The sequence below is a fragment of the Anoxybacillus dikiliensis genome, from assembly GCF_050613275.1.
In the GTDB taxonomy this organism is placed as follows: domain Bacteria; phylum Bacillota; class Bacilli; order Bacillales; family Anoxybacillaceae; genus Anoxybacillus.
The window spans coordinates 912278-937210 of the sequence record NZ_CP187112.1; the positions used below are offsets into that span (position 1 = coordinate 912278).

At 43.3% G+C, this 24933-nt stretch carries 33 protein-coding genes; 28 read left to right on the top strand and 5 right to left on the bottom strand.

Annotation, left to right across the window (positions count from 1 at the left end; genetic code table 11):
* Positions 1 to 67: 67 nt before the first annotated feature.
* The 6 genes from coxB to ACPF7I_RS04905 all read left to right on the top strand — a co-directional run bounded on the left by coxB (position 68) and on the right by ACPF7I_RS04905 (position 5426).
* Positions 68 to 1132 carry a cytochrome c oxidase subunit II gene (coxB, locus tag ACPF7I_RS04880; protein ID WP_430744458.1) on the top strand — a complete coding sequence of 355 codons (1065 nt, stop codon included), beginning with the start codon at positions 68 to 70 and terminating at the stop codon, positions 1130 to 1132.
* Between the two features lie 29 nt (positions 1133 to 1161).
* Positions 1162 to 3030, top strand: coding sequence for a cytochrome c oxidase subunit I (ctaD, locus tag ACPF7I_RS04885; protein ID WP_430744457.1), 1869 nt, complete (start codon positions 1162 to 1164; stop codon positions 3028 to 3030).
* Positions 3030 to 3650, top strand: a complete 621-nt coding sequence (gene ctaE, locus ACPF7I_RS04890) for a cytochrome c oxidase subunit III (RefSeq protein WP_430744456.1) — start codon at positions 3030 to 3032, stop codon at positions 3648 to 3650. Before ctaD ends, ctaE begins: the two co-directional genes overlap by 1 nt.
* Before the next feature lie 4 nt (positions 3651 to 3654).
* The gene (gene ctaF / locus ACPF7I_RS04895; RefSeq protein WP_430744454.1) at positions 3655 to 3987 is read left to right on the top strand and encodes a cytochrome c oxidase subunit IVB; all 333 of its coding nucleotides are present in this window, start codon (positions 3655 to 3657) and stop codon (positions 3985 to 3987) included.
* Between the two features lie 84 nt (positions 3988 to 4071).
* Positions 4072 to 4944, top strand: coding sequence for a cytochrome c oxidase assembly factor CtaG (gene ctaG / locus ACPF7I_RS04900; protein WP_430744453.1), 873 nt, complete (start codon positions 4072 to 4074; stop codon positions 4942 to 4944).
* A gap of 17 nt (positions 4945 to 4961) precedes the next feature.
* On the top strand, positions 4962 to 5426 hold the full coding sequence (locus ACPF7I_RS04905; protein ID WP_430744451.1) for a DUF420 domain-containing protein: 465 nt from the start codon (positions 4962 to 4964) through the stop codon (positions 5424 to 5426).
* 24 nt (positions 5427 to 5450) lie between these two features.
* Here ACPF7I_RS04905 and ytvI read toward each other — a convergent pair whose 3' ends face one another.
* Entirely contained in the window at positions 5451 to 6569 is a 1119-nt protein-coding gene (gene ytvI / locus ACPF7I_RS04910) for a sporulation integral membrane protein YtvI (protein WP_430744449.1), read from the bottom strand.
* Here ytvI and ACPF7I_RS04915 point away from each other — a divergent pair.
* Entirely contained in the window at positions 6556 to 6816 is a 261-nt protein-coding gene (locus tag ACPF7I_RS04915) for a hypothetical protein (protein WP_430744447.1), read from the top strand. The two genes, ytvI and ACPF7I_RS04915, sit on opposite strands and share 14 nt — an antisense overlap.
* A gap of 6 nt (positions 6817 to 6822) precedes the next feature.
* Here ACPF7I_RS04915 and ACPF7I_RS04920 read toward each other — a convergent pair whose 3' ends face one another.
* Complete coding sequence (locus tag ACPF7I_RS04920) at positions 6823 to 7182, bottom strand: YugN family protein (protein ID WP_430744445.1); 360 nt, start codon at positions 7180 to 7182, stop codon at positions 6823 to 6825.
* A 131-nt stretch (positions 7183 to 7313) separates the two neighbouring features.
* On the opposite strand from ACPF7I_RS04920, the gene ACPF7I_RS04925 reads away from it, so the two are divergent.
* The 7 genes from ACPF7I_RS04925 to ACPF7I_RS04955 all read left to right on the top strand — a co-directional run bounded on the left by ACPF7I_RS04925 (position 7314) and on the right by ACPF7I_RS04955 (position 10693).
* Positions 7314 to 7730, top strand: coding sequence for a CBS domain-containing protein (locus ACPF7I_RS04925; RefSeq protein ID WP_430744443.1), 417 nt, complete (start codon positions 7314 to 7316; stop codon positions 7728 to 7730).
* Positions 7731 to 7836: 106 nt separating this feature from the next.
* Positions 7837 to 8847 carry a CAP domain-containing protein gene (locus ACPF7I_RS04930; RefSeq protein WP_430744442.1) on the top strand — a complete coding sequence of 337 codons (1011 nt, stop codon included), beginning with the start codon at positions 7837 to 7839 and terminating at the stop codon, positions 8845 to 8847.
* A gap of 65 nt (positions 8848 to 8912) precedes the next feature.
* Positions 8913 to 9242 carry a YlbD family protein gene (locus tag ACPF7I_RS04935; RefSeq protein ID WP_430744440.1) on the top strand — a complete coding sequence of 110 codons (330 nt, stop codon included), beginning with the start codon at positions 8913 to 8915 and terminating at the stop codon, positions 9240 to 9242.
* An 11-nt stretch (positions 9243 to 9253) separates the two neighbouring features.
* On the top strand, positions 9254 to 9484 hold the full coding sequence (locus ACPF7I_RS04940) for a YlbE-like family protein (RefSeq protein WP_430744438.1): 231 nt from the start codon (positions 9254 to 9256) through the stop codon (positions 9482 to 9484).
* A gap of 32 nt (positions 9485 to 9516) precedes the next feature.
* Complete coding sequence (locus tag ACPF7I_RS04945; protein ID WP_430744436.1) at positions 9517 to 9885, top strand: hypothetical protein; 369 nt, start codon at positions 9517 to 9519, stop codon at positions 9883 to 9885.
* A gap of 71 nt (positions 9886 to 9956) precedes the next feature.
* Positions 9957 to 10406: a YlbF family regulator gene (locus tag ACPF7I_RS04950; protein ID WP_430744434.1), complete on the top strand. Its 450-nt coding sequence runs from the start codon at positions 9957 to 9959 to the stop codon at positions 10404 to 10406.
* 20 nt (positions 10407 to 10426) lie between these two features.
* Entirely contained in the window at positions 10427 to 10693 is a 267-nt protein-coding gene (locus ACPF7I_RS04955) for a YlbG family protein (protein ID WP_042533792.1), read from the top strand.
* Positions 10694 to 10725: 32 nt separating this feature from the next.
* Here ACPF7I_RS04955 and ACPF7I_RS04960 read toward each other — a convergent pair whose 3' ends face one another.
* On the bottom strand, positions 10726 to 11115 hold the full coding sequence (locus tag ACPF7I_RS04960; protein ID WP_430744432.1) for a DUF7147 family protein: 390 nt from the start codon (positions 11113 to 11115) through the stop codon (positions 10726 to 10728).
* Positions 11116 to 11261: 146 nt separating this feature from the next.
* Between ACPF7I_RS04960 and ACPF7I_RS04965 the strand changes: the two genes are divergently transcribed.
* The 3 genes from ACPF7I_RS04965 to coaD all read left to right on the top strand — a co-directional run bounded on the left by ACPF7I_RS04965 (position 11262) and on the right by coaD (position 13933).
* On the top strand, positions 11262 to 12590 hold the full coding sequence (locus ACPF7I_RS04965; RefSeq protein ID WP_430744431.1) for a hypothetical protein: 1329 nt from the start codon (positions 11262 to 11264) through the stop codon (positions 12588 to 12590).
* Between the two features lie 276 nt (positions 12591 to 12866).
* On the top strand, positions 12867 to 13433 hold the full coding sequence (rsmD, locus tag ACPF7I_RS04970; protein ID WP_430745973.1) for a 16S rRNA (guanine(966)-N(2))-methyltransferase RsmD: 567 nt from the start codon (positions 12867 to 12869) through the stop codon (positions 13431 to 13433).
* A gap of 2 nt (positions 13434 to 13435) precedes the next feature.
* A complete protein-coding gene (gene coaD / locus ACPF7I_RS04975) occupies positions 13436 to 13933 on the top strand; it encodes a pantetheine-phosphate adenylyltransferase (RefSeq protein WP_430744429.1) in 498 nt (165 codons plus the stop codon).
* Here coaD and ylbJ read toward each other — a convergent pair.
* Positions 13930 to 15135 carry a sporulation integral membrane protein YlbJ gene (gene ylbJ, locus ACPF7I_RS04980; RefSeq protein WP_430744427.1) on the bottom strand — a complete coding sequence of 402 codons (1206 nt, stop codon included), beginning with the start codon at positions 15133 to 15135 and terminating at the stop codon, positions 13930 to 13932. The genes coaD and ylbJ overlap by 4 nt on opposite strands.
* Positions 15136 to 15235: 100 nt before the next feature.
* Here ylbJ and ACPF7I_RS04985 point away from each other — a divergent pair, with 100 nt between their 5' ends.
* Both ACPF7I_RS04985 and ACPF7I_RS04990 read left to right on the top strand, forming a co-directional pair.
* Positions 15236 to 16012 carry a patatin-like phospholipase family protein gene (locus ACPF7I_RS04985; RefSeq protein WP_430744426.1) on the top strand — a complete coding sequence of 259 codons (777 nt, stop codon included), beginning with the start codon at positions 15236 to 15238 and terminating at the stop codon, positions 16010 to 16012.
* Positions 16009 to 17022 carry a SepM family pheromone-processing serine protease gene (locus tag ACPF7I_RS04990; protein ID WP_430744425.1) on the top strand — a complete coding sequence of 338 codons (1014 nt, stop codon included), beginning with the start codon at positions 16009 to 16011 and terminating at the stop codon, positions 17020 to 17022. Before ACPF7I_RS04985 ends, ACPF7I_RS04990 begins: the two co-directional genes overlap by 4 nt.
* On the opposite strand, the gene ACPF7I_RS04995 is transcribed toward ACPF7I_RS04990, so the two are convergent.
* Complete coding sequence (locus ACPF7I_RS04995) at positions 17014 to 18219, bottom strand: nucleotidyltransferase (RefSeq protein ID WP_430744424.1); 1206 nt, start codon at positions 18217 to 18219, stop codon at positions 17014 to 17016. The two genes, ACPF7I_RS04990 and ACPF7I_RS04995, sit on opposite strands and share 9 nt — an antisense overlap.
* Before the next feature lie 141 nt (positions 18220 to 18360).
* Here ACPF7I_RS04995 and ACPF7I_RS05000 point away from each other — a divergent pair, with 141 nt between their 5' ends.
* From ACPF7I_RS05000 to ftsL, 9 genes are all read left to right on the top strand, one after another.
* Positions 18361 to 18876, top strand: a complete 516-nt coding sequence (locus tag ACPF7I_RS05000; RefSeq protein WP_021094861.1) for a YceD family protein — start codon at positions 18361 to 18363, stop codon at positions 18874 to 18876.
* A 63-nt stretch (positions 18877 to 18939) separates the two neighbouring features.
* Positions 18940 to 19113 carry a 50S ribosomal protein L32 gene (gene rpmF, locus ACPF7I_RS05005; protein WP_003395111.1) on the top strand — a complete coding sequence of 58 codons (174 nt, stop codon included), beginning with the start codon at positions 18940 to 18942 and terminating at the stop codon, positions 19111 to 19113.
* 106 nt (positions 19114 to 19219) lie between these two features.
* Entirely contained in the window at positions 19220 to 19972 is a 753-nt protein-coding gene (locus ACPF7I_RS05010) for an enoyl-CoA hydratase/isomerase family protein (protein ID WP_430744423.1), read from the top strand.
* Positions 19973 to 20032: 60 nt separating this feature from the next.
* A complete protein-coding gene (locus ACPF7I_RS05015) occupies positions 20033 to 20479 on the top strand; it encodes an RsfA family transcriptional regulator (RefSeq protein WP_430744422.1) in 447 nt (148 codons plus the stop codon).
* A gap of 67 nt (positions 20480 to 20546) precedes the next feature.
* On the top strand, positions 20547 to 21440 hold the full coding sequence (locus ACPF7I_RS05020) for a 2-dehydropantoate 2-reductase (RefSeq protein ID WP_430744421.1): 894 nt from the start codon (positions 20547 to 20549) through the stop codon (positions 21438 to 21440).
* On the top strand, positions 21437 to 21832 hold the full coding sequence (locus ACPF7I_RS05025) for a DUF3397 domain-containing protein (RefSeq protein ID WP_430744419.1): 396 nt from the start codon (positions 21437 to 21439) through the stop codon (positions 21830 to 21832). Before ACPF7I_RS05020 ends, ACPF7I_RS05025 begins: the two co-directional genes overlap by 4 nt.
* Before the next feature lie 19 nt (positions 21833 to 21851).
* Complete coding sequence (gene bshC / locus ACPF7I_RS05030) at positions 21852 to 23462, top strand: bacillithiol biosynthesis cysteine-adding enzyme BshC (protein ID WP_430744418.1); 1611 nt, start codon at positions 21852 to 21854, stop codon at positions 23460 to 23462.
* A gap of 156 nt (positions 23463 to 23618) precedes the next feature.
* The gene (gene rsmH / locus ACPF7I_RS05035; RefSeq protein WP_430744417.1) at positions 23619 to 24551 is read left to right on the top strand and encodes a 16S rRNA (cytosine(1402)-N(4))-methyltransferase RsmH; all 933 of its coding nucleotides are present in this window, start codon (positions 23619 to 23621) and stop codon (positions 24549 to 24551) included.
* A gap of 17 nt (positions 24552 to 24568) precedes the next feature.
* Entirely contained in the window at positions 24569 to 24928 is a 360-nt protein-coding gene (gene ftsL / locus ACPF7I_RS05040) for a cell division protein FtsL (RefSeq protein WP_430744416.1), read from the top strand.
* Positions 24929 to 24933 lie beyond the last annotated feature (5 nt).

The window sequence follows — 24933 nt, forward strand, 5'->3', positions numbered from 1 at the left end:
TTTTTGTAAAGAAAGAATGTATATATTTCACTTTATTTCATAATCGAAAGAGGGGTTTGATTAGGCTATGAAGAAGTGGCTACGAAATTGGCGCTTGGTTTCTCTTGTCTCCGCCATGGCGCTTTTGCTAGCTGGTTGCGGTAAGCCGTTTTTATCGACGCTTCAGCCAGCAGGAGAAGTAGCTGACATGCAGTACAAGCTTATGCTGCTCAGCACGGCCATTATGGTCATCGTCATTGCGGTTGTAACAATCATCTTCCTTTACGTCGTGACTCGCTTCCGTCGTCGTAAAGGGGAAGAAAACAAAATTCCAAAACAAGTAGAAGGAAGCCATACGCTTGAAATTATTTGGACAGTTATTCCGATTATTTTACTAATCATCTTAGCTGTTCCGACGGTTTTATACACGTTTAAATTGGCGGATGTAAAACCGATGAACAAAAAAGAACGCGACGTTGTTGTCGTCAACGTGCGCGCGAATTTGTACTGGTGGGAGTTTGAGTACCCAGATTACGGCATTATTACAAGCCAAGATTTAGTCGTTCCAACAGATGAACGCGTGTATTTTAACTTAAAAGCATCTGACGTCAAACACTCGTTCTGGATTCCTGCCGTTGGAGGAAAAATGGATACAAATACAGATAATACGAACCAATTTTTCCTCACATTTGATGACAAACGTGCCGAAGAGGCAGGACGTCTATTTTACGGAAAATGTGCGGAGCTTTGCGGTCCGTCACACGCATTAATGGACTTCAAAGTGAAGGCGCTTCCTCGCGCTGAGTTTGATCAATGGGTAGAAAAAATGAAAAATGCAAAACCTGTTGCTTCAACAGATCCTGTTGTGAAACAAGGGGAAGAAATTTTCAATAAAAGCTGTATTGGCTGTCACGCTGTTACACCGGTTGACGGTCGTCCAGAGCAAGCTCGCCTTGCGCCAAACTTAGCGGACTTTGCCGACCGTTCTCGCATTGCCGGCATTTTAGAACATAACGAAGAAAACTTAAAAGCTTGGTTAAAAGATCCAGAGAAAGTGAAGCCAGGCAACAAAATGACAGGTACTTATCCAGCATTATCTGATGAAGAACTTGAAGCATTAACAAAATACTTAATGACATTATCAGTTGAGTAAGGGGATTATCGATAAAGGGAGGTTAAACTGTGAGTACGTTAGCTCGGAAAAAAGGTGTCGGCGCAGTCATTTGGGACTACTTAACGACAGTAGACCATAAAAAGATTGCGATTTTGTACTTGATCGCCGGCGGAATTTTCTTCTTGCTTGGCGGTTTAGAAGCGATGATTATTCGCATTCAGCTCGCCGTGCCAAACAACGACTTCATTAGCGCAGGGTTTTACAATGAAGTGTTGACGATGCACGGAACGACGATGATTTTCCTTGCGGCGATGCCGCTTGTGTTCGCGATGATGAACGCGGTTGTACCGATTCAAATCGGTGCGCGTGACGTAGCGTTTCCGTTTTTAAACTCGCTTGGATTTTGGTTATTTTTCTTCGGTGGTGTATTTTTAAACTTATCTTGGTTTTTAGGTGGAGCACCTGATGCGGGTTGGACATCTTACGCGTCGTTATCTCTTGCATCACCAACGCACGGCATTGACTTTTACGTATTAGGATTACAAATTTCTGGTTTAGGGACGTTGATCGGAGGAATTAACTTCCTCGTGACGATCATCAATATGCGCGCGCCAGGAATGACATATATGCGCATGCCGATGTTCACATGGGCAACATTTGTCACATCTGCGCTCATTTTATTCGCGTTCCCGCCATTAACAGTCGGTTTAATTTTCATGATGATGGACCGTTTATTTGGTGGAAACTTTTTTGACCCAGCGCTTGGTGGAAATACGATCATTTGGGAGCACTTGTTCTGGATTTTCGGTCACCCAGAAGTATACATTCTCGTCTTACCAGCGTTCGGTATTTTCTCAGAAATTTTTGCGACGTTTTCACGTAAACGTTTATTCGGTTATTCATCGATGGTATTTGCGACGGTGTTAATCGGATTTTTAGGATTCATGGTGTGGGCGCACCATATGTTTACCGTTGGTATGGGCCCGATTGCTAACGCGATCTTTGCGGTTGCGACAATGGCGATTGCCGTTCCGACAGGAATTAAAATTTTCAACTGGCTATTTACGATGTGGGGCGGAAGCATTCGCTTCACAACGCCAATGATGTATGCGGTCGCGTTCATTCCATCGTTCGTCATCGGTGGGGTGACAGGGGTGATGAACGCCACAGCGGCAGCAGACTATCAATATCACGATAGCTATTTCGTCGTTGCGCACTTCCACTACGTTATCGTTGGTGGGGTTGTATTCGCGCTACTTGCAGGGGCACACTATTGGTGGCCAAAAATGTTCGGGAAAATGTTAGATGAAAAACTAGGAAAAGTGACATTCTGGTTGTTCTTTATCGGATTCCATTTAACGTTCTTTATTCAACATTTCCTAGGCTTAATGGGTATGCCACGCCGCGTATTCACGTTCTTGCCTGGCCAAGGATTTGAAACAGGAAACATGATTAGTACAGTCGGTGCATTTTTCATGGCGGCAGGTACAGTCGTGTTATTAGCAAACGTTGTCATTACAACAGTAAAAGGAAAACGAGTAGGCAACGACCCTTGGGAAGATGGACGCACGCTTGAATGGGCAGTATCTTCGCCAGCGCCAGAGTACAACTTTGCGCAAACGCCGCTTGTGCGTGGCTTAGATGCGTATTGGATTGAAAAAATGGAAGGCAAAAAAGGCTTAACACCGGCAGAGCCGCTCGGTGACATTCATATGCCGAATCCATCCATTTTACCGTTTGTTATTTCGCTCGGCTTATTTGTAGCCGCATTCGGTTTCTTGTTCCATCAAGATCATGCGTGGGGAACACCAGTTGGCGTATTCGGCTTGCTCATTACGCTCGGTGCGATGTTCTTCCGTTCAATTATTGATGACCACGGCTTCCATATTCATAAAGAAGAAGTAATGGAAGCGGAGAAGAAGGGGGCTGGGGCATAATGCATGTGGAAGAAAAATTAACGCCGGAGACGTTTCCGGCAGAGCCTGAAAAAGCGACCCTTGAAGGGAAAAATAAGTTTTTAGGTTTTTGGTTTTTCCTCGGCGGAGAGACGGTATTGTTCGCCTCTCTCTTCGCCACATATTTAGCGTTAAAAGATTCTGTGGCAGGCGGTCCATCTGCGAAAGAATTATTCCAAATGCCGATCGTCTTTTTAGCGACGATGCTGTTACTAACAAGCAGCTTAACGAGCGTATATGCGATGCATCATATGCGCAACTTCGACTTCAAAAAAATGCAGCTTTGGCTCGGCATTACCGTATTGCTTGGCGCCGGATTTTTAGCGCTTGAAATTTACGAGTTTACAGAGTACGTGCATGAAGGATTTAAGTTTTCAACAAGCGCCTTTTCTTCAGCGTTTTATACGCTTGTTGGTACACACGGTGGGCACGTAGCGTTCGGTTTGCTTTGGATTTTAACGTTAATGATTCGTAACGCGAAACGTGGGTTAAACTTATATAATGCACCGAAGTTTTACGTCGCAAGCTTATATTGGCACTTTATCGACGTCGTTTGGGTGTTCATTTTCACGGTCGTATACTTAATGGGAATGGTGGGGTGATTGTATGGCAAATCATACACATGTACAAAACCCAAAAGTAGATGTAGCGTATCGTCGCAAAAAAAATGCAGAAGAAATGAAACATCAAATTGTTTCATTTACGTTAATGATTTTCTTAACGCTCATCGCCTTTTTTGCGGTTGGATATGAAGGATTTTCCGCTTGGTTTTCTGTACCGTTCATTTTATTGTTAGCGGTCGTACAAGTCATTTTCCAACTGTATTACTTTATGCATATGAGCCATAAAGGACATGAACTTCCAGCGCTTTTCTTGTATGGCGGTGTAGTTGTTGCGTTCGTTACGATTTGGGCGTTTTTAACGATCGTCTGGATTTAAAGAAGCTAGCGTGTGCTAGCTTCTTTTCTTTTCACGTTTGTTACGTTTGTAGTATAATAAAGTCGGAAAAAAAGCGAGGTGAGTATGATGCCGTTAAGTATATTTGGTTTTGAAGCGATGTGGAGTCCTTACTTTTTCGTTTCTTTAGTTGCTGTAACGATCGCGTATTTTTGGCTTGTCAACCGTGCAAAAGAACAAACGACGACGAAACAAAAAACGTTGTTTGTGACTGCGATTGTTTTGCTTTATATTTGTAAAGGTTCTCCAGTTGACTTGTTAGGGCATTTAATGTTTAGCGCGCATATGACGCAAATGGCTGTGCTTTATTTGATCGTTCCACCGCTTCTTATTAAAGGCATTCCTTCGTGGATGTTTGAAGCGCTTTTTCGCATTCAAATCATTCGGTCGACGTTTGCATTTTTCACGAGACCGTTGATTGCGTTATTTTTGTTTAATGGTATTTTCTCGTTATACCATGTGCCTTTGATTTTCGATGTCGTGAAAACAAATATGTGGTTGCATGCACTTATGACGACAGCCATTTTTATCGCGGCGATGATGATGTGGTGGCCGCTCGTCAACGAAGTGCGCGGTTTTTCCACATTATCTGGGTTGAAAAAAATAGGGTATATTTTTGCGGACGGCGTGTTGCTTACACCCGCTTGTGCGCTTATTATTTTCGCGGATACACCGTTATATGCGACGTATTACGATCCAGCTGCTTGGATAAACGCTTTAGCGCTTTGCGTTCCGCAAACGACGTTATCGTCGCTTGAATTAAGCGGACCAGAAATGTTTAGCTCGATGTCGCTGTTGCACGATCAACAGCTCGGTGGCGTATTAATGAAAATTATCCAAGAAATTGTATATGGGGTTATGTTGTTTTACATTTTTATTGAATGGTATCGAAAAGAAAGAGATGAAGAAAATATCGCCATGCAAACGACAAAATCATAGGTTAGAGAGGGGAAACTATGGGTTCGTTACCAATTTTACCTACCATTAGTACAAGCTTTATCGTCATCAGCGCTATTCTTGTAGCGGTTGGCTGGTATTTTATTCGACAAAAGCAAGTAAAAAAGCATGAGAAAACGATGTGGCTTGCTGCTGCTTTTGCGCTCGCATTTTTTATCATTTACTTGTCGCGCACCATTTTTATCGGCAATACGAGCTTCGGTGGTCCAGACGATATAAAAATATATTATACGATCTTTTTGTTTTTCCACATTTTTTTAGCGACGGCTGGCGCCGTTTTCGGCATTGTCACGTTGCTTTCTGCTGTGAAAAAAAATTGGTTGCGCCATAAAAAAATTGGTCCGATCACGAGCGTCGTCTGGTTTTTCACCGCAACGACAGGCGTAGCCGTCTATTTATTGTTATACGTCTTTTACCGCGGCGGTGAAACGACATCGGTTATTAAAGCGATTTTAGGATTTTAAAAAGAGGGTGAACATTCACCCTCTTTACAGTTTAAAGTTAAATTTAATAATACCTGCTTCCTTGGCAGATTTTATGCCGATGAGCAACAGCGGAAACAAAATAAGACCGAGCGCCCCCATTATTTTCACACCTAAATACATCGAAATAAGCGTAGCTAACGGTGATAATCCGATATGCGCCCCCATCACTTTCGGCTCAATCGTTCGGCGTAAAATGAGCAAAATGACACCGAGAATTGATAGTTTTGTCGCTAATACTGTATCGCCTGTGACGAAGTGGAAAATGGCCCATGGTGCCATAACGATAATAGAGCCGATGATCGGAATAAAGTCGATCACCCAAATAATAAAAGCGGTAAATAACGCCACTTTCGGTGTAATGAGCAACAGTCCGACGAGGGATACGGCAAAAATAATTAAGCTGACGAGAAATTGCGCTTTCCAAAAGCCAAATACGACGTACGATAGACGCGACATCATAAAATGTACTTTTTCTTTCGTTTCTTCTGTTAAATGAGAAAAAATCGCCTCTCGTATTTTCGGTAAATCGTGCATAAATAAAAATAAAGTAATTAAATAAACGAGAAAGTTAATTAAAAACTTTGGAACGTTTGCCACAAGCGCGCTTACTTTATTCAAGCTCAATGAAGCGGTTAGCTGCGTTTTTAATTTTGTTAAAAACAAATCGACTTGATGACTTAATTCCGCCACAACAAACGGCGGCAATTTTTCTGTCTGCTTGTACCAGCGAGCGACAAGTTCATTCCATCCCGCAATCATTTCATTCAAATATAGCGGTGAGTTTCTAAAAAAGTGAAACGCTTCTGTCACAATTTTTGTAATAATAAAGTAACCGCTTAAACACATAAATAGCGTAAATAAACTAAACACAAGAAGAGTAGCGGACTGTCTCTTAAACCCGAGCCGTTGCTGTGCTACTTTCACTGCTGGCTCTAAAAAAACGGCAGTAATCAATGCGAATAAAATCGGAACGGCAATTGGAGCGACCCAGTATGTGAGTAAAACGATCGCAAGTAAAATAACAATCATGTATATAGACCGCTTTGGAATTTTCTCAAACAACGAAACGACACCTGCTTTCATTTCATAAATCGTATGGAGGATGTATATGCATAAACCCATTATAACGATTGTTGCGATGAGTGTACAACCGTTTGATGATGTCATATTAGAAGACGTGAAAGTATATGAGCAACAAAAGCGACTGATGATTCATATGACAGTTTCGTTCAAAATGAAGCAAAATATGCTCGCTTTCTGTGAACATATTCAAAAACAAGTCATTGACGACATATACGAAATGACAGGAAAAGAAGTTTTTGCTGTGCATCTGTACGTTCGTCGGCTTGTTGACGGAAAAAACGCATGAGCGTGCTCATGCGTTTATGCCAGCAAGGCCTTCTTTTACCTTCGCTAAAATTGCTTCACATTGGCTCACTAATGACGAAGGAAAGTTTTCCCCCTCACCATATTCGACACCATGTGGATAATAATGTTTGCCAAGTAGCGGCTTCATTAACTTAATGACTGCATGGCGACTGCCAACATCCCCTTCAATCGCATAGCCTTGCACACGTAAATAAAACACATCGTTTTTAATCTCGAATTTGCGGTCATATGTGACACGGTCGTAATCCCATTGACCTGCACGCACGAAGCCGAGGCTTTCCATGAGTTCGTCTAAACGTGTTAGTGGCGCTGTTTGATTTTCAATACCTGTATTTTCAAAGCGCATCGTTCATATCCCCCTTATGTAAAATAAAACATTCCTCCATTAATAATAGTACGAAAGCGCATAACTTTCAATGACGAGCTTCATAATTGTTCCGATTTTGGTGAAACTAATGTGCGAAAGGAGAGATGAATATGCCAAAAGTAAAAGAGATGATGACGACAGAAGTCGAATGTTGCACGCCGCTTGATAATATGTACGAAGCAGCGGTCAAAATGCGCGATTATAACGTCGGCGCCATTCCAATTACAGATGGAAATCGACTCATTGGCATTGTGACGGATCGCGATTTAGTTGTGCGCGGCATTGCTGAGAAAAAGCCTGGTTCAACAGCTGTCACAGAAGTGATGAGTGAACAGCTTGTGACGATTTCACCCGACGCTTCTGTCAGCGAGGCGGCTCGTTTAATGGCAAAACATCAAATTCGCCGTTTACCTGTCGTTGAAGGGGATACGCTTGTCGGGATGATGTCGCTCGGCGATTTAGCCGTTCATGAAGCAAGCGACGAACAAGCAGGAGAGGCGCTAACAGAAATATCACAATACCATTAATGGAAGTTTTAAGGCTATGTTTTCGCATAGCCTTATTTTTTAGTGTTGTGAGATAGATAAGCTGTATATAATGGAAGTATATTAAGCAACTGAGGGAGAATGATGCATGCGTTGGATAGTTGCCCTTATCATTATTTTTATTGCGATGTTTTATTTTTCACCAGCTGATGAACAAGCTCCGTTAAACGACGCATCTTTCAAAAGTGAACAAAGAAGCGATACGATCGCTGCGGAAGGATTAGGGGCATGGATCGGCAAAACGGAAGAGGAAGTGAAGAAAACATTTGGACAACCTGCCCGTATCGATCCGTCCGCTTACGGTTACGTCTGGTGGGTGTATAACGACCCGAAAACGTATATGCAAATCGGCATACTTAATGGACGAGTCGTCACCATTTATGCGTGCGGACCTGAGGTAGATGTCGCCCCATTTCAATTAAATCGCTCCATCAACGACTTATTGCAAACGATGCCGCTCCACGATACGATTCATGTGCAACTTGACGATGGGGTGTATCGCTTCCAACTAACGGAAGAAGATTTAATGATTCAACCGCTTCTTTCGTTTGGCGATGCATATGTCCAGTTATATATTGACCGTTTTACCGGCCGTTTATCAAGCGTTCGATGGATCGATGGAGAGACGTTAGTGAAGATTCGCCCGTACGAATTGGAATATCGTGGACCGCTGCCGGAAGTCACACTTGATGAAACGATGGAAAAACAAGTGGAACAAGCGAGTGCGAAACAAATTTTTGACATAACGAACGTGATGCGTACACGTCATGGCGTTCCCCCGTTGACATGGGACGAGCGCGTGGCGAAAGTAGCATATGAACATAGTAAAGATATGGCAGAAAACAATTTTTTTGCGCACGAATCGCCAACAACTGGTGATTTGCAACAGCGGCTTACAAAAGCAAACATTCCATTTGAAGTCGCGGGAGAAAACATTGCGGCAGAATATATGGATGCACCTGCTGTTGTTGAAGCATGGTTAAATAGTCGAAGCCATCGCCAAACGTTGTTAAATGAAGAATTGACGCATTTAGGAGTAGGCGTGTATAAGCGGCATTATACACAAAACTTTATTCGTCCTTTTTCCCAACCAAAATAGGCGCACGCATCGCTCATTCGGTCGTAATATATGGTAGGCAAACAAACTAGAAAGGAGCGACCGATATGTCCATTAAACAATTTAAACAGTTTGTGAAAAAACATCCGAAACTCATTGAAGAGGTGCGCCAAGGAAAAAAAACGTGGAAGGAGTTATATAACGATTGGTACGTATTTGGCGAGGACGATGATATGTGGGATGCGTATCGATCCGCAGCTGAGAAAGATGAACAAGGAGCTCTCGTCCAAAAGTTAGCCAGTTATTTAAAACATCTTGACGTGAATGAACTTCAAACGTACATTACAAACGTTCAACAAGCGATTGCGTCCATTCAAGAAGTCGTCCGTCAAATGCAACATACAAAAAAAGACCCGTTTTCGTTTCGAAAAGATTAAGGAGATAACGGATGAGAAAAGATGTGTACGAATATATTGTCGCAAAGCCAAAGCTTCATCAATTTTTGCGTGAACATCCGTCATGGTATCGTCGGCTAGCGAGACGACCGATGGATATAAAAGAAATGGAAAAAGAGGCAAGACAGACGTTGCCACATAAAGTCGAACAAGTCGTTCAAACAATTGAAATGGCAAAAATGATGATGGCGATGATGAAACTGATGAAGGACACTCATAATTAAACGAGAAACGCAAACACTATCACTACGAAAGGATGGTGAACGTGTTGCGCTTCTTTTTTTTATGTATCGCGCTATTGTTTTCCACATATATGAACGATTACGACACCGCTTTTGCTGAACAAAAGCAAACGTTGTTTGTCAAACATCATGTCAAAGGAAATAACGTATTTGTTGAATGTATCGTTGATCAATTTATGTTTACGAAAGGAACACGTCCGAAACAAAACGGACAAGGACGCATTCACATTTATGTGAATGGGAAAAGGGTGAGCGAAACGACAACGGCCGCTTTCGTTATTCGCGGTTTGCCTGTCGGGAAACATACGATCCGATTAGAGCTTGTGCATAACGATGCAAGTAAGTATCACGTTTCGCACGAATTTACGGTAACGATTCCATAAGTCTGGGGCGACCAGACTTATTTGTTTTGTTGAGAAAATCGTGTTATGATACGGTTGTGGAGGTGTTGCTCGTGCTTGTAGCAACGATCGAACGATTGCAGTTGTTAGATGTTGCTGAAAAACTTGGCAAAATGATTGTCGAATCAGACGTGGCGGAGGAATATCGTCGCTGTTTTTATCATATGCAACAAGATGAAAAGGCGCAGCAACTTATTCGTCGATTCGTTCAGTTAAAAGAACGATATGAAGATGTGCAGCGCTTTGGGAAATATCATCCAGACTACAAAGAAGTGACAAAACAAGTGCGCGAGGCAAAGCGTGAATTAGATTTATATGACCCGATTGCCGCGTTTAAACGGGCGGAGAAAGAGATGCAGTCGCTTTTAGATGAAATTAGCACGATGATCGGTCGTGCGGTATCTGAAAACATTAAAGTGCCGACCGGAAATCCGTATTTTGATTCTTTATCTTGCGGTGGAGGATGCGGATCTGGCGGAGCGTGCGGCTGTCGGACGAAATGAAAAAAGGGGGGGATGGGCGCATGTTTCCAATGCGTCAAGGCATTATCGTTTGGCTTTATTCGTTAAAACATAGCAAACAATTACGAAAATACGGAAACGTTCATTACGTATCGAAACGACTAAAATATGCTGTTTTATATTGCAATATGGAAGAAGCGGAAGGCGTGATGAAAAAACTTGCTTCTTTACCGTTTGTGAAACGAGTAGAGCCGTCCTACCGCCCGTATGTGAAAGTCGAATTCGAATCGAAAGCAGATAAAGAAAAAGAATATGAATACGGAATATAAAAGGATGTCCACATGTGACATCCTTTCGCTTTTTATTGTAGGGGCGGAATGAACCGATTCATGCGCATAATGCCGATTAAATGCTGGTAGTACAATTGTAAATCAGCAAAAAAAGTGGATGGCTTTACATCTAAATGAATAATTTCTTGATTTAATTCCTTCGCTAAATCGACAAACAACTCATATCGCTTCGTCACTTTAACGGACGGATGAGGAATGCCTTCGCGGCAAATGTATAACGGTTGAAAATCGCCTGGATCGGTCGGATGAAGCACAACGACGAACGATGTGAGCGCTTTACCGTCTTTCATCGTATGGAAGGCGAACAAACCGGATAAACGGTGCCGATTTGACTTTGCGATTTCGATCAGTTCATAAATGTCAGAATATCCTTCTCCTAATTCAATGAAACGTTGTATCATCTGTTCATTCCCTCACTTTATGTGTTTTTCCATTCTTAACTTTAACACGTTCAACTTTTTTCGACAATTAGTGAAAACGGTGTATGACAACGGAATGAAATTTTGCTATTGTTATAATATAAAACTGCTAATGAAGGAGCCATTGTATGTGGAGAATAGCTTTCATTTCAACGCTCCTTTTCCTTGGGGTTAGCGCAGGAGCTTTATATTATCAATGGGACGAATACCATACGGAAGCGACAAAGCAATCGGTGCTCCAGCATGACGTTGAAGCAACGTTTACCGGAAAAACGATTGAAGTCGTTCATCATATACGGGGGGCTGTCACGAACACATACGAAGTAACTGTCCCAAAAGAAGTGAAAGATGTTTCGTGTGTAAAACAAAAACAATGCGTGGAACAAAAAAACGGAAAGACGATCGTCCATGTGCCAAATACACATACGATTTCCCTCACTTATCGTGTGATGGTTGGTCAAAAAGAGCCGCTTTTCATAAAAGAATGGCTCATTCGTTTTCATACGACACAACAGCAACAAATGAATGTATCGCTCACCGACGTCGTTCATTCAAAAGGCATATGGGCGGCGGACGGAAAGCTCATTGGCTACGTATATAAACCGTCTTTTTTGTTTTTTATGTGGGAGAAAAAAGGGGGACAAACCGTTCCTCTTTATTTCCAAACGAAGCCGTTGCGCACATCGTTTGATGAAAATGTTAGCATTTATACGACAAAGCCATTAAACGATACAGAGCGATCATTTTGGAAGCAAAACGGTGTGCAGACGCTTGTCGTCACCCCATTTCGTCTTCAGTACATGACACCGACGTTCGTCATTATACCGGATACGTCTTCTTTTTCCAACGTGCAGCGCGCTTACGTTCGTGTACAGTTAGAACAGCGCTTTCCAAATAGCGTTGTCCCCGATTGGATATGGGATTTGCTCGTTTCGTATATGACGAAAACCGAGCCCGCCACAACAAAAGCAAAACGTGCGTTGCAGCAATTGAAACAAACGTTAACGAAAGAAGAACAAGAAACGTTTTGGACGCTCGTTCAAACGAGCGATGGTCAATCGTTAACGATGAAAAAGTTAGATGAATGGCTAGGAAAGGCGTATGGGGGGAATACGACGTTTTTCCAAAATGAGGAGACGTACATGACATTCACGGAACGAAAAATGCTCGTCGTCAATGAAGTAAAATTGCCGACCGCTCATGTGTTATTAAAAGATGGTCAGCAGCTGTTTCCGTTCGTTCCGATTATGCGCACGCTTGGCTATACTGTTCAACGTTCGGGCGAAGCGATATTTATTGAAAAAGATGGGGCACGTTGGCGCTTTTTTATTAACGGCACCGAGGCGGTCATTCAACAGTGGGACGGAACGTTATACATGGAGCGAACCGAATTCCCAAAATGGTTTTCCGTCTACATTAGTGAAACGAGCGAAGAAATACGTGTGATTGGTCAATAGGGCAAAAAAAATGCCCTGTGGCATATGCCGCAGGGACCCTTCCATTCTTTTCCGGACGAGCCGAAAAAGAGAAGGAAAAAAGGGAGAGGAGAAACCGGAGGAAGAACTTATGGGGAACGTAAGTCTTCTCCGTGGTTGGCAACAACATCATCAACGATGTTGCTACTATGAGTATAACCATTGTTTTGCATTGTATACGTAATTATCATATTTTTTCCTTCTATCGTTCATCTTTTGGACGGTTATGTTATGATCATAAAAGCGAGGTGAAACATGATGCGAGTCATATCAGGGAAATGTAAAGGCAAACCGCTCCAAGCCGTGCCGGGAATGACAACGCGCCCGACGACAGATAAAGTAAAGGAAGCAATGTTTAATATGATTGGTCCGTATTTTTCAGGAGGGATTGGGCTCGATTTATTCGGTGGAAGCGGTGGACTCGGTATTGAAGCGCTCAGCCGCGGTCTTGATCGCGTCATTTTCGTTGATCATGACGCCAAAGCTGTTCAAACGATAAAAAAGAACGTCACCGCTTGTCGCCTAACAGATCAAGCGGAAATTTATCGCAACGATGCCGAACGAGCATTAAAAGCAATCATAAAACGAGGATTGACGTTTCGCCTCATTTTTCTTGATCCACCTTATAAAAATAAACAGCTTGAAGCGCTCATTGGGATAATTGATGCTCATCAACTGTTACAGCAAGACGGCTTTGTCGTCGCTGAGCACGGGGCGGAAGGACAACTCGCGAAACGAATTGGACGCTTAACGCAAGTAAAACATGAAACGTACGGTATTACCGCTGTATCGATTTACGCCTATGTCGATGAGGAAGGAGAATAAATATGGCAAGCATCGCAGTATGCCCTGGGAGTTTTGATCCTGTCACATACGGGCATTTAGATATTATTCGCCGCGGAGCAAAAGTGTTCGACAAAGTGTATGTTGTCGTATTAAACAATTCGTCGAAAAAACCTTTATTTTCCACAGAAGAGCGGGTGCAACTGCTCAAGGAAGTGACGAAAGATTTACATAACGTCGTAGTCGACTCTTATCAAGGATTGCTTGTCGACTATGCGAAAAGTAAACAGGCGAGCGCGATTTTGCGCGGGCTGCGTGCCGTCTCCGATTTTGAATACGAAATGCAAATTACATCGATGAACCGCATCTTAAACGAACAAATTGAAACGTTTTTTATGATGACGAACAACCAATACTCTTTTTTAAGTTCAAGTATCGTAAAAGAAGTGGCGAAATATAACGGCAACATTTCCGAGCTCGTGCCAAAAGTTGTGGAAGAAGCGCTTCGGAAAAAGTTTTCTGATGCAAAGAACCACCTTTAAGCAGGTGGTTTTTCACGTCGAAAAGCGATGACGACATACAACAAACATGCTGTTACGGTAATCATAAAGCCGTATTGTTCGATCCAATGTATGTATAATATAGGCCAATCGATCGTTGCTTTCGGAAGCCAGACGGGCAACGTTTCTGCCGATTCAAGCGGCTGAACGTATAGCGGCTTCCAAAGAATTGAAGCAAAACAAGCGGCAAATAACCCGTGAAATATGCGAGCGATGAAAAACGGTTGAAAGCGAATATTCGCTTCCGCTAAAATGCTCGCCACTTGTGCTTGTACCGAAAAACCGCCAAAAGCGAGAATAAAGCTTGTAATAATCACTTTTTCCAACAATGTCGCATTTGTTGCTTCGCTCGCCATTTGGCTGCCGAGCGTAATTTCAAACACCCCTGCGATGAATGGGACACTTAATTCGCGCGGCAAATGAAAAATGGCTAACACGTATTGCACAACATGGGCAAGCATGTCGGTCATATTTGTCACATAAAGCAATCGATTGAAAACAGAAAATAAAATAATAAACCCGCCGATCATAAAAAGCGTTTGAATGGAGGAGCGGACCGCATCTCCGAGCAGTTTTCCGATCGCTTGGTTATTTTTTAAGCGCGTCTTATGCATCGCGCGGAACGCTTGACGGAAAATGCCTTTTTTTTGTTTTTGGACAACATATTCTTCCTCTTTTCCGTGAAAGCGCATGATCAATCCGACGCAAATGTTGCCAAGATAATGAGATAAAGCAAGAATGATACCGATGTTCGGATTATGAAAAAAACCGACCGAGATGGCGCCAAAAATAAAGAGCGGATTAGACGAGTTTGTAAATGAAACGAGCCGTTCTGCTTCAATGGCGGAAAGTTGTTGTTGCTGTCTTAATCGCGCGGTCAGCTTTGCGCCAGCAGGGTAGCCGGAAGCCATCCCCATCGCCCAAACGAACCCGCCGATGCCCGGCACTTTAAAAAGCGGACGCATGAATGGTTCAAGTAATACACCGAGAAAATGAACGACACCAAATCCAATTAAAATTTCTGATACAATAAAAAAGGGAAGAAGGGAAGGGAAGACGACATCCCACCACATATGCAATCCGCGCACTGCTGCTTCAAACGACTGTTGTGGATAGCGGAGCAATGCGATACATAAACAAACAATGGTAGACGATAGCATCAACGTTTTCCATTTTTCTTTCATCGTTCGTTGGCCTCCTCATTCGCCGATCGTGCTCGTTTTAATATACGAGTATATGTGGACATTTTAGACCATAGTATTGAACAGGGAAGGGGGAACATGAATGAAAATCGGGTTAGCATTAGGCTCCGGCGGGGCGCGCGGCTTTGCGCATGCAGGTGTCATTAAAGTGTTAGAAGAAGAAAATATCCCGATTCATATGATCGCAGGAAGTAGCATGGGCGCCCTCGTTGGAGCGTTATATGCATCGGGGATGTCAACGGAACGATTATATCGGTTAGCGACGGCGTTTCGACGCAACGATTATATTGATTGGACAGTGCCGAAAATGGGGTTAATTTCAGGAGCGCATATTAAGCAGTTCATCGCTGTCATGACAAAACAAATGCGAATCGAACAGACTCGCATTCCGTTAGCGATCGTTGCAACTGATTTACAAAAAGGGGAAAAAGTTGTGTTTCGCGAAGGAAAAATAGCCGATGCGGTGCGGGCAAGCATTTCGATTCCCGGTATTTTTGTACCAGAGCGATGGAACGGACGGTTGCTCGTCGATGGCGGGGTGATCGACCGCGTGCCAGCCACCGTCGTTCGTGAAATGGGCGCTGACGTTGTCATCGCTGTCGATGTCGCTTCTGTCAAAAAGAACGATACGATTTCATCAATTTTCGATGTCATTTTACAAAGTTTAGACATTATTCAAGCTGAACTTGCTTCTCACCGCATCGCCCAAGCGGATGTTGTCATTCGTCCGCTTCTTGAACGTTATAGTTCGTATGCATTTACCCATGCGAAAGAAATGATTCAAATTGGTGAAGAAGCGGCGCGTCAACAGCTTCCAGCTATCCGCCAACTGCTTGCAGAGAAGGGGTTTGAACAATGAAGAAAAAACGCTATATTGCAACGACAATCATAATCGCACTACTACTTGCTTTTGCTACGTTTTTTCATTTGCCGTATTACGTCACGATGCCTGGAACGGCTGAACCGTTGCGTCCGCTCGTTGAAGTCAAAGGCGGCTACGAAGAAAAAGGAAAATTTATGTTAACGACCGTTCGAATGGGGCAGGCGAATCTTTTTTCATTTACGCTTGCGCATATGAGTAAATATAACGAACTATATCGTATGGATGAAGTGCGTCAAGAAGGGGAAAACGACGAAGAATATACGCATCGGCAATTAAAAATGATGGAAAATTCAAAAGAAACGGCGATTGCTGTCGCATATAAAAAAGCAAATCGATCGTTTTCGTATCGAAACAAAGGAGTGTACGTGCTTTACGTCGTTGACGGCATGCCTGCAGCCAACGTATTGAAAAGCGGCGATCAATTAGTGGCCATTGACGGACAACGAATTGAAGAAGCAGATGCGTTTATTCAATACGTAAGCGGAAAGAAAAAAGGCGATCGCGTTCGCGTCACATATAAGCGGGCGGGGAAAGAAAAAACGGCGACATTGACGCTCGCGCCGTTTCCGAAAGAAAAAAATCGCGTCGGTCTCGGTGTTTCTGTCATGACTGATCGCGATATTGTGACCGATCCACCTGTTCGCATTGAATCGGATGAAATTGGTGGACCGTCAGCTGGGCTTATGTTTGCGCTCGAAGTGTACAACCAACTCATTCCTGAAGATTTGACAAAAGGATATCGCATTGCTGGGACAGGAACGATTAACATCGACGGAGAAGTCGGACCGATCGGCGGCATTTCTCAAAAGGTGATCGCAGCCCATAAAGCAGGTGCGGACATTTTTTTCGCTCCGAACGAACGCGGAGCGAAACATTCAAATTATAAAGAAGCGGTGAAAACGGCAAAAGACATCGGAACGAAGATGAAAATTGTTCCTGTCGATACGTTTGATGATGCCGTTCAATTTTTACAAAAGCTATCGTAACGGAGGTGTTGCGTATTCACGTTGCAACGCTTCCGTTCGAAGCGGCTCAGGCAATATACACATATATGCTTGCGCCGCTTTTTTTTCGATATGATATACAGGATCATTTTGTATATGTTTGACGTTTGTGACGATCGGCAATGTTGTTTGTTTTTTCACTTTTCGTACATACGCTCTTCCTATTTCATTCATCGCTAGTAGACGAATGTACGTCGCACGATTATTTTTTAGCGCTTTTTTCATTTCTTTTTTCGTGACGTTCGTCAATATGTGCGTACATATGCGTTGCAGTCGCGTCCACGTATATCGTTTCGTTTTGACAGCAGAAAGAAAATCGTGAAACGACGTGGCATGTGCCACCGCTTTTATCAGCCGATATTCAATTCCTTCTTCAACTTCAGCGATGTAACGAATGTCATCTGGCTCCATCGTTAATAAACGATATTTGAGAAGCGGAAAATATGTTTCCCAATCGTGCCACGTCGTATATGTATGACGGTACGCTTGTAGCGTTTCGTACGTCGTTTTAGGAACGTAGCGTGCGACATCGTCATGACCGGATTGTAAAAAACGGCGAATGCTTGTGGCGCTTGCAATGCTTTCATTCGCAGGGAGCGTCTGATCGTGATAATGGGCTACCGTTCGTTGAATCGTTTCCGGTGTCATCGCGCTTTGTTGTTCGATAATTGCTTTGACGTAATGCAATCCTAAAATGTTGTTTGGTTGCGACATATCAAGTATATTGTGACCGATATCATTCAGCGCTAAAGCGTATGCTTTCGCATAGCTCATCCCTTGTTTCATATAATGTTTCACTTTTTCGTCATGTTGCTCTTTTTCATTTGTCAGCCATTGAGCGGTTTTGATAAATGCTTCGATGTTTCCATGTTCGCTCCCGAAACATACTTGTTCGCAAAAAAGCGCATCGAGAATCGAAATGGCGCCATGAGCGAATGATTCGGCTGTTTGTACCGCAAACGGATAAGGAAGTTCGACGACGAGATCGACACCGCCTGCAAGCGCCATGCGAGCCCGTTCCCATTTTGGCACGATGGCTGGTTCTCCTCGTTGTGTAAACGAGCTGCTCATGACGGCAATAATGCAATCCGCCTTCGTTTTTTTTCGCGTTTGTTGCACATGATATAAATGCCCGTTATGAAACGGATTGTATTCTACCACGATGCCGACCGCTTTCATTTGTCGTCCACCTTTCTTTTTTGCTTAAAACGTGATACAGTGAGTATAAATCGATTATAATGGAAGTAGTGTAAAGAAAAAATATTGACAAAATGGGTGTTCAAACGTATAATTTTCTTTGTTGTCTTGAGGTGATTATCATTGAGATGGTCTATTCATCAACTTCATCAGTTGCAGCATAAAGGGCTGACGATTGACGAAATGGCTGATGTGTCCGAGCTGAAACAAGTGGACGCTTCCATTCGCGACATTTCTCCTGTTCATATTTCTGGACGGGCAGATATAAGCGCGAAAAAATTTACGTTCCACTTAACGATTGAGGGAACGATGAAGCTCCCTTGTTCCCGTACGCTCGTGGACGTATCGTATCCATTCGCGATCGAAAGCACAGAAACATTTTTTCTAAACGACTATGACGCAACAGATGAAGAGTCGCACATTGTTCAAGGGGAAGCGATCGACTTAATGCCGATCATTAAAGAACTTATTCTTCTTGAAATTCCGATGCAAGTGTTTAGCGAGCAGCCGGATCATCCCGATGCCGTTCCGCAATCAGGAAAAGATTGGGCGGTTATTTCGGAAGAAGAACATGAAAATAAAATCGATCCGCGCCTTGCGAAGCTAGCGAAGTTTTTCGAAAACAAACACGAATCTTAAGGGAAGATCCGGAACTACACCGGCCTCCATATTCGCCTAAATCTCTTTAAGGAGGTGGAAATGATGGCAGTACCTTTTAGAAGAACATCGAAAATGAAAAAGAGACTACGTCGTACGCACTTCAAATTGCGCGTACCTGGTATGGTAGAATGCCCAAACTGCGGTGAAATGAAACTTGCTCATCGCGTATGTAAAGTTTGTGGAACATACAAAGGAAAAGACGTTGTAAACAAATAAGAGAAGCGTAAGGGTCGTTCCCTTGCGCTTTTCTTGTTTTTAAAAAGGAAAAAAGCATGAAAAAGCGAATAAACATGACGTACATGCAATAAAGGGGAGAGGGAACATGATTGAAAAACAACGAGGCATCGCATGGTTTACAATTTGTCGCCCGACAAGACGAAATGCGATTGATTATGCAGTGATGGATGAACTTAACGAAGCGATCGAGCTTGCTGAACAAGATGATGAAATCAAAGTGCTCGTCATTACCGGTGCTGGAGAAGATGCGTTTTGTGCCGGTGGCGACTTACAAGTATTTCACGAGCTAAAAACAAAAGAGGAAGCGTACGCCATGCTTTCGAAAATGGGCAATATTTTGTATCGCTTATTTACGTTGCCGAAGCCAACGGTTGCGCTTATGAACGGTACAGCGATCGGCGGAGGTTGTGAATTGGCGACAGCATGTGATTTTCGCTTTGCCCGCGCCGGCGCACGTCTTGGTTTTGTGCAAGCGAATTTAGCCATTACGACAGGCTGGGGCGGAGCGACGATGTTATTTGAAAAAATGGCGTACGACAAAGCGCTCGATTTATTGTTACATGCGCAAACGATCACAGCCGAGGAGGCGGAACGCATCGGTTTCGTTCACCGCATTTTTCCTGACTCGTTGCGCGAACAATGCGAAAAAGAAATCAGCGGCTATACGAATAAACCGACTCATGTATTGCGCGCCTATAAAGAAGCAGCGATCGGACGTTGGAAAACAGAGGAGTTTCGCCAACGCTTTTTCGCTGAAATTGAACGATGTGCGTATTTATGGGAAAGCGAAGAGCACGATCGAGCGGTGCAATCATTTTTAGCAAAACGAAACAAATAATCTTCTATCTTCTCTATTAGCTGCATAATGATATAGTAAATGCAGCGAGGAGGGATAGAAATGATGCGTCAAGATGCGTGGACAGAAGAAGAAGATATGTTGCTTGCTGAAACGGTGCTAGCTTTCGTACGCGAAGGAAGCACACAATTACGAGCGTTTGAAGAAGTAGGGAAAAAACTATCACGAACAGCTGCCGCTTGCGGTTTCCGATGGAATGCATACGTGCGCAAAAAATATGAAGAGGAGCTAGAACTTGCAAAGCAACAGCGGAAAAAGAAAAAAGAGCCGCAACCCCCCGAACGCGACATGACGTTGCAAGATGTCATTTCGTTTTTGCAAACGTTGCAACAGCGCGGAGAAGGGAAACAAGAAATCGAACAGTTGCGTCAGCAAGTATGTACGTTGCAAAAAGAAAAAGAAGAGCTTGAGAAGCAGCTGCAAGCTTTGCAACAAGAGTACAAGGCGATCATGCATATTTTAGAGCGTGCGCGCCAATTGTCTGTGTAGTAGCTGATAGACGACAGCTACTTTTTTTTATACAATAAAACATAGTAAGAAAAGAGGAGGACATGCGGTGCGCATCGGAATTGTAGGGGGCGGAGCAGTTGGGCTGTTGACCGCAGCTTATTTTTGTGACGATCATGACGTCACGATTTATACACGTCGAAATGAGCAAGCGGAAAAGCTATGCACACATGGGCTGACGGTTATATGCGGAAACGAACGAACGACGCATCGTGTGCATGCCGAACCGTTTGCTCGTGAAATCGAAGAAGAGATGTTGTTTATCGCCGTGAAACAATACGATTTGGCAAACATATTGCAAACACGCATACATATGCTTCAAGCAAACGGTATCATGTTTTTACAAAACGGCATGGGACATGTGCCGTACTTGCCGCGTGTGCCGCATCATCATATTGCGCTCGCTGTCGTCGAACATGGTGCCTTGAAAATCGATGACACGACCGTTTCTCATACCGGTGTCGGTCAAACGAAATGGAGCGTATGGCGAGGGGAAAAAGAAGCGTTTTCGTTTTTATCATCGACAAACAATCGCTTTCCGTTTCAATATGTCGACGATTGGGAAGCGATGCTGCTTGAAAAATTAATGGTAAACGTAGCGATTAATCCGCTCACCGCTTTATTGCGCGTCCCAAACGGCATGTTAGTGACACATGAGCCGTATCGACAAGCGATGAAACAGTTGTTTCAAGAAGTGGCGTCCGTTTTTCAATTCGAACAACGAGAACGTATCTGGAAACATATTGAAACAGTCTGTCGTCAAACGGCCGCCAATCGTTCATCGATGTTGCGTGACATCGAGTCAGGGCGAAAGACGGAATTGGATGCCATTTTACGTTATGTGATCGAGCGGGCGAACGAGCGATGTGTCCCAGCGCCAATTAGCACATTTTTATATGCGCTTGTGAAAGGGAAAGAATTAGAGGGGGAGAAGGAGAGATGAAAGATATACTCGCCTCTTTCATTGCGATCATGATTGCCATGCCGTTTTTGTCGTTTTTTTTTATGTTTTTGCTCGCAAAAACGGTTTTTAAACGGAAAGGAAAGCGTGCGTTTCATCTCGCGGTGAACGGATCGACCATTTTTTTTATTTTCGCTGTTCACGTCTTATTGCAAGCGATTTTTCAACGATCGTATATCGTTGAACTGCTCGTGTTTTTTATTGTCACATTTATGATTGGGATCATTTTATATTGGAAAAAAACAGGCGATGTATCGTTACAACGAACGTTTAAATTGTACTGGAAAATGCAATTTTTATTATTTACAACGGCTTATATTGGGTTGTTCATATACGGGATTATTCATCGTGTCATGATCGCATTTTCATCATGAATGAGAAAGGAAGTTTACAATGGAAGTCATCGAGCTGTCATTACCGGCAACAAACCGTTTAGCAACGGAATATATTGAAGGGAAGTTTCCTGTGAACGAGGCGTTTCACCATTGTTCGTTTGAACAACGTTTGCGTGAATTGCAAAAACGAACGTATGCCCGCGAAGCGCTTGCGGATCATTTATTAACGTATCATCAAAAGTTTCAAGCCAGTCGTGAAACGATCGCAAACATTGAAAAACTGCGTCAGCGAGAAAGTGTCGTTGTCATCGGCGGACAACAACCTGGGCTTTTAACCGGACCGTTATATACGATATATAAAATCATTTCGATTATCGTATTAGCAAAGCAACAAGAAAAACAGCTTGGCGTTCCTGTCGTGCCGATGTTTTGGATGGCGTCCGAAGACCATGATATTGCAGAAATGAACTATGTACATATTGCTGAACATGGAAAAGTAAAAAAATATGTGTATCCGCCATTAGCAAAAGAAAAGCGAATGGCTGCTCATATTGACATCGATCCGGATGCGTTGAAACATTGGATTGCCGATGTGTTAAAAACGTATGGCGAAACGGACGTGACAAACGAGTTGCGCGCATACATACATGAATGTATCATGCAATCCGATACGGTGACGGACTTTTTTGCGGCTATCATTTTAACGTTGTTTGAGAAAGAAGGCATTGTCGTCGTTGATGCAGCTCATCCGCAGCTTCGGGCGATCGAGCGCGAATGGTTTATGACGCTTGCTTATGAACATAAAGCGATTACAAACGCCCTTCAAACCCAACAACGACACCTTGCCCAACTAGGCTATGCACGGGCCATTGATGTGTCGCCATTGTGCGCTCATTTGTTTTATGATGACGGTCAGCGTCGGTTATTGTATTACGACGATGCCCAACAACATTTTTACACGAAAGATGGGGCATATCGTTTTACGCCAGATGAATTAAGACAACGAATTGAAAGCGAGCCGCAATCATTTAGCAACAACGTCGTCACACGACCGCTTATGCAAGAGTGGCTATTTCCGACGCTTGCCTTTATTGCTGGCCCGGGCGAAATGGCTTATTGGGCAGAGTTAAAACGCGTGTTCGAGCATTTTCATTGGCATATGCCGCCCGTTATACCGCGCCTTTCTTTCACGCTTGTTGAGCGCCATATTGCTACCGATTTAGCGGATGTGGGCATGACGGTGGAAGAGGCGCTAACAAAAGGAACGAAAAAAGCGCTAGACACATGGGTTCGCACAAATCAACCTGCACAATTTGATAAAACGTTTGATGAAGCGAAAAAACAAATGGCGCACATCCATGAACAACTGCGTCAACTCGGCATGCAAATTGATCCTCATCTTGAGGGAGTGATGTTGAAAAATGCCGAACGAATCGAGACACAAATCGATTATCTTCAACAATTGATTACACGACGCATGTTGCAAAAACATGATGTGCACGTGCGCAAATATGAGCGCATTGAGCTGTCGCTTCGCCCGAACAATATGCCACAAGAGCGCGTCTGGAACATCATTTACTATATGAACCGCTACGGATTAGACTTTGTTTCCCGCCTTCTTCATGTCGATTATCGCTGGAACGGGATGCATAAAATTGTATATCTTTAACTATTTTCGTCGATAAAAAAATCCTGTCGCGTACAGGATTTTTTTTATATACAATAGAATAGTTCGGAAGTAAGTAGTGAATTTAGTGAAATGATGGTACAATACAATTGCACTCATTTTCTTATACAGCACGTGAAATCGAGGTAGGTGACATCGTTGTTTCATCATGTAACGGTATTATTAAAAGAAACGGTTGACGGATTAAATATTAAAAAAGACGGTACATATGTAGATTGTACGCTCGGCGGAGCCGGACATAGCGAATATTTATTATCGCAATTATCGTCAGAAGGAAGATTGTTCGCCTTCGATCAAGACGATGTGGCGATTCGTCATGCACAGCAAAAACTTGAACGATATAGCGGTCAGTTTACGATTATTAAAAGTAACTTTCGCTATATGAAACAACAGCTAGCACTGTACGGTGTGCATGAAGTAGACGGCATTTTGTTTGATCTTGGTGTATCATCTCCGCAGTTAGATATGCCTGAGCGGGGGTTTAGTTACCAACATGAAGCGCCGCTCGATATGCGCATGGATCGCGAGCAAACGTTAACGGCGTATGATGTCGTGAACACATGGCCATATGAACAGCTAGTGAAAATTTTCTTTCAATATGGCGAAGAAAAATTTTCAAAAGCGATCGCTCGCAAAATTGAGCAAGCGCGCAAGCAAAAGCCGATTGAAACGACGACGGAGCTCGCGGAAATCATTAAAGAAGCCATTCCGGCACCGGCGCGTCGAACAGGAGGGCACCCAGCCAAACGGGTGTTTCAAGCGATTCGCATTGCGGTCAACGATGAGTTGCGCGCGTTTGAAGAAGCGATTGAACAAGCGATTGACTTATTAAAACGCGGCGGACGAATTAGCGTCATTACGTTCCATTCGCTTGAAGACCGTATTTGTAAGCTTGCGTTTAAACAAGCAAGCGAAACGCCGCACTTGCCGCCGGGATTGCCGATCATTCCTGATGAATACAAACCGAAATTAAAAATTATTACAAAAAAACCGATCGTCCCATCAGAAGAAGAATTGCAACATAATCATCGCGCACGATCTGCGAAGCTACGCATCGCTGAAAAACTGTAAAAAGGGGAGAACATAGTATGGCTGCTGTTCGTATTCAACAAAAAGTACAACAACGCGAACAACACGTCCAACGCGAGCCGAAGAAGAAAAAGGCACAGCGGGGCATACGTTGGACATTCGGGGAAAAAATGGTGTTTGTTTCGTTTCTCGCATTTGCGTTATATAGTAGCGTCACGATCATCTCTAACCAGTTCACAATTTATCATGTCAATAAAGAAGTCCAGCAATTACAAGCAGACATTCAAGAGCAACAAAAACAAAATCGTGATTTATACGCACAAGTGCAAGAGTTAAGCACATATGAGCGCATTTTAGCGAAAGCGAAAGAACTCGGTTTAACATTAAACGAAAATAACGTAAAAGTTGTGCAGGACTGATGCCG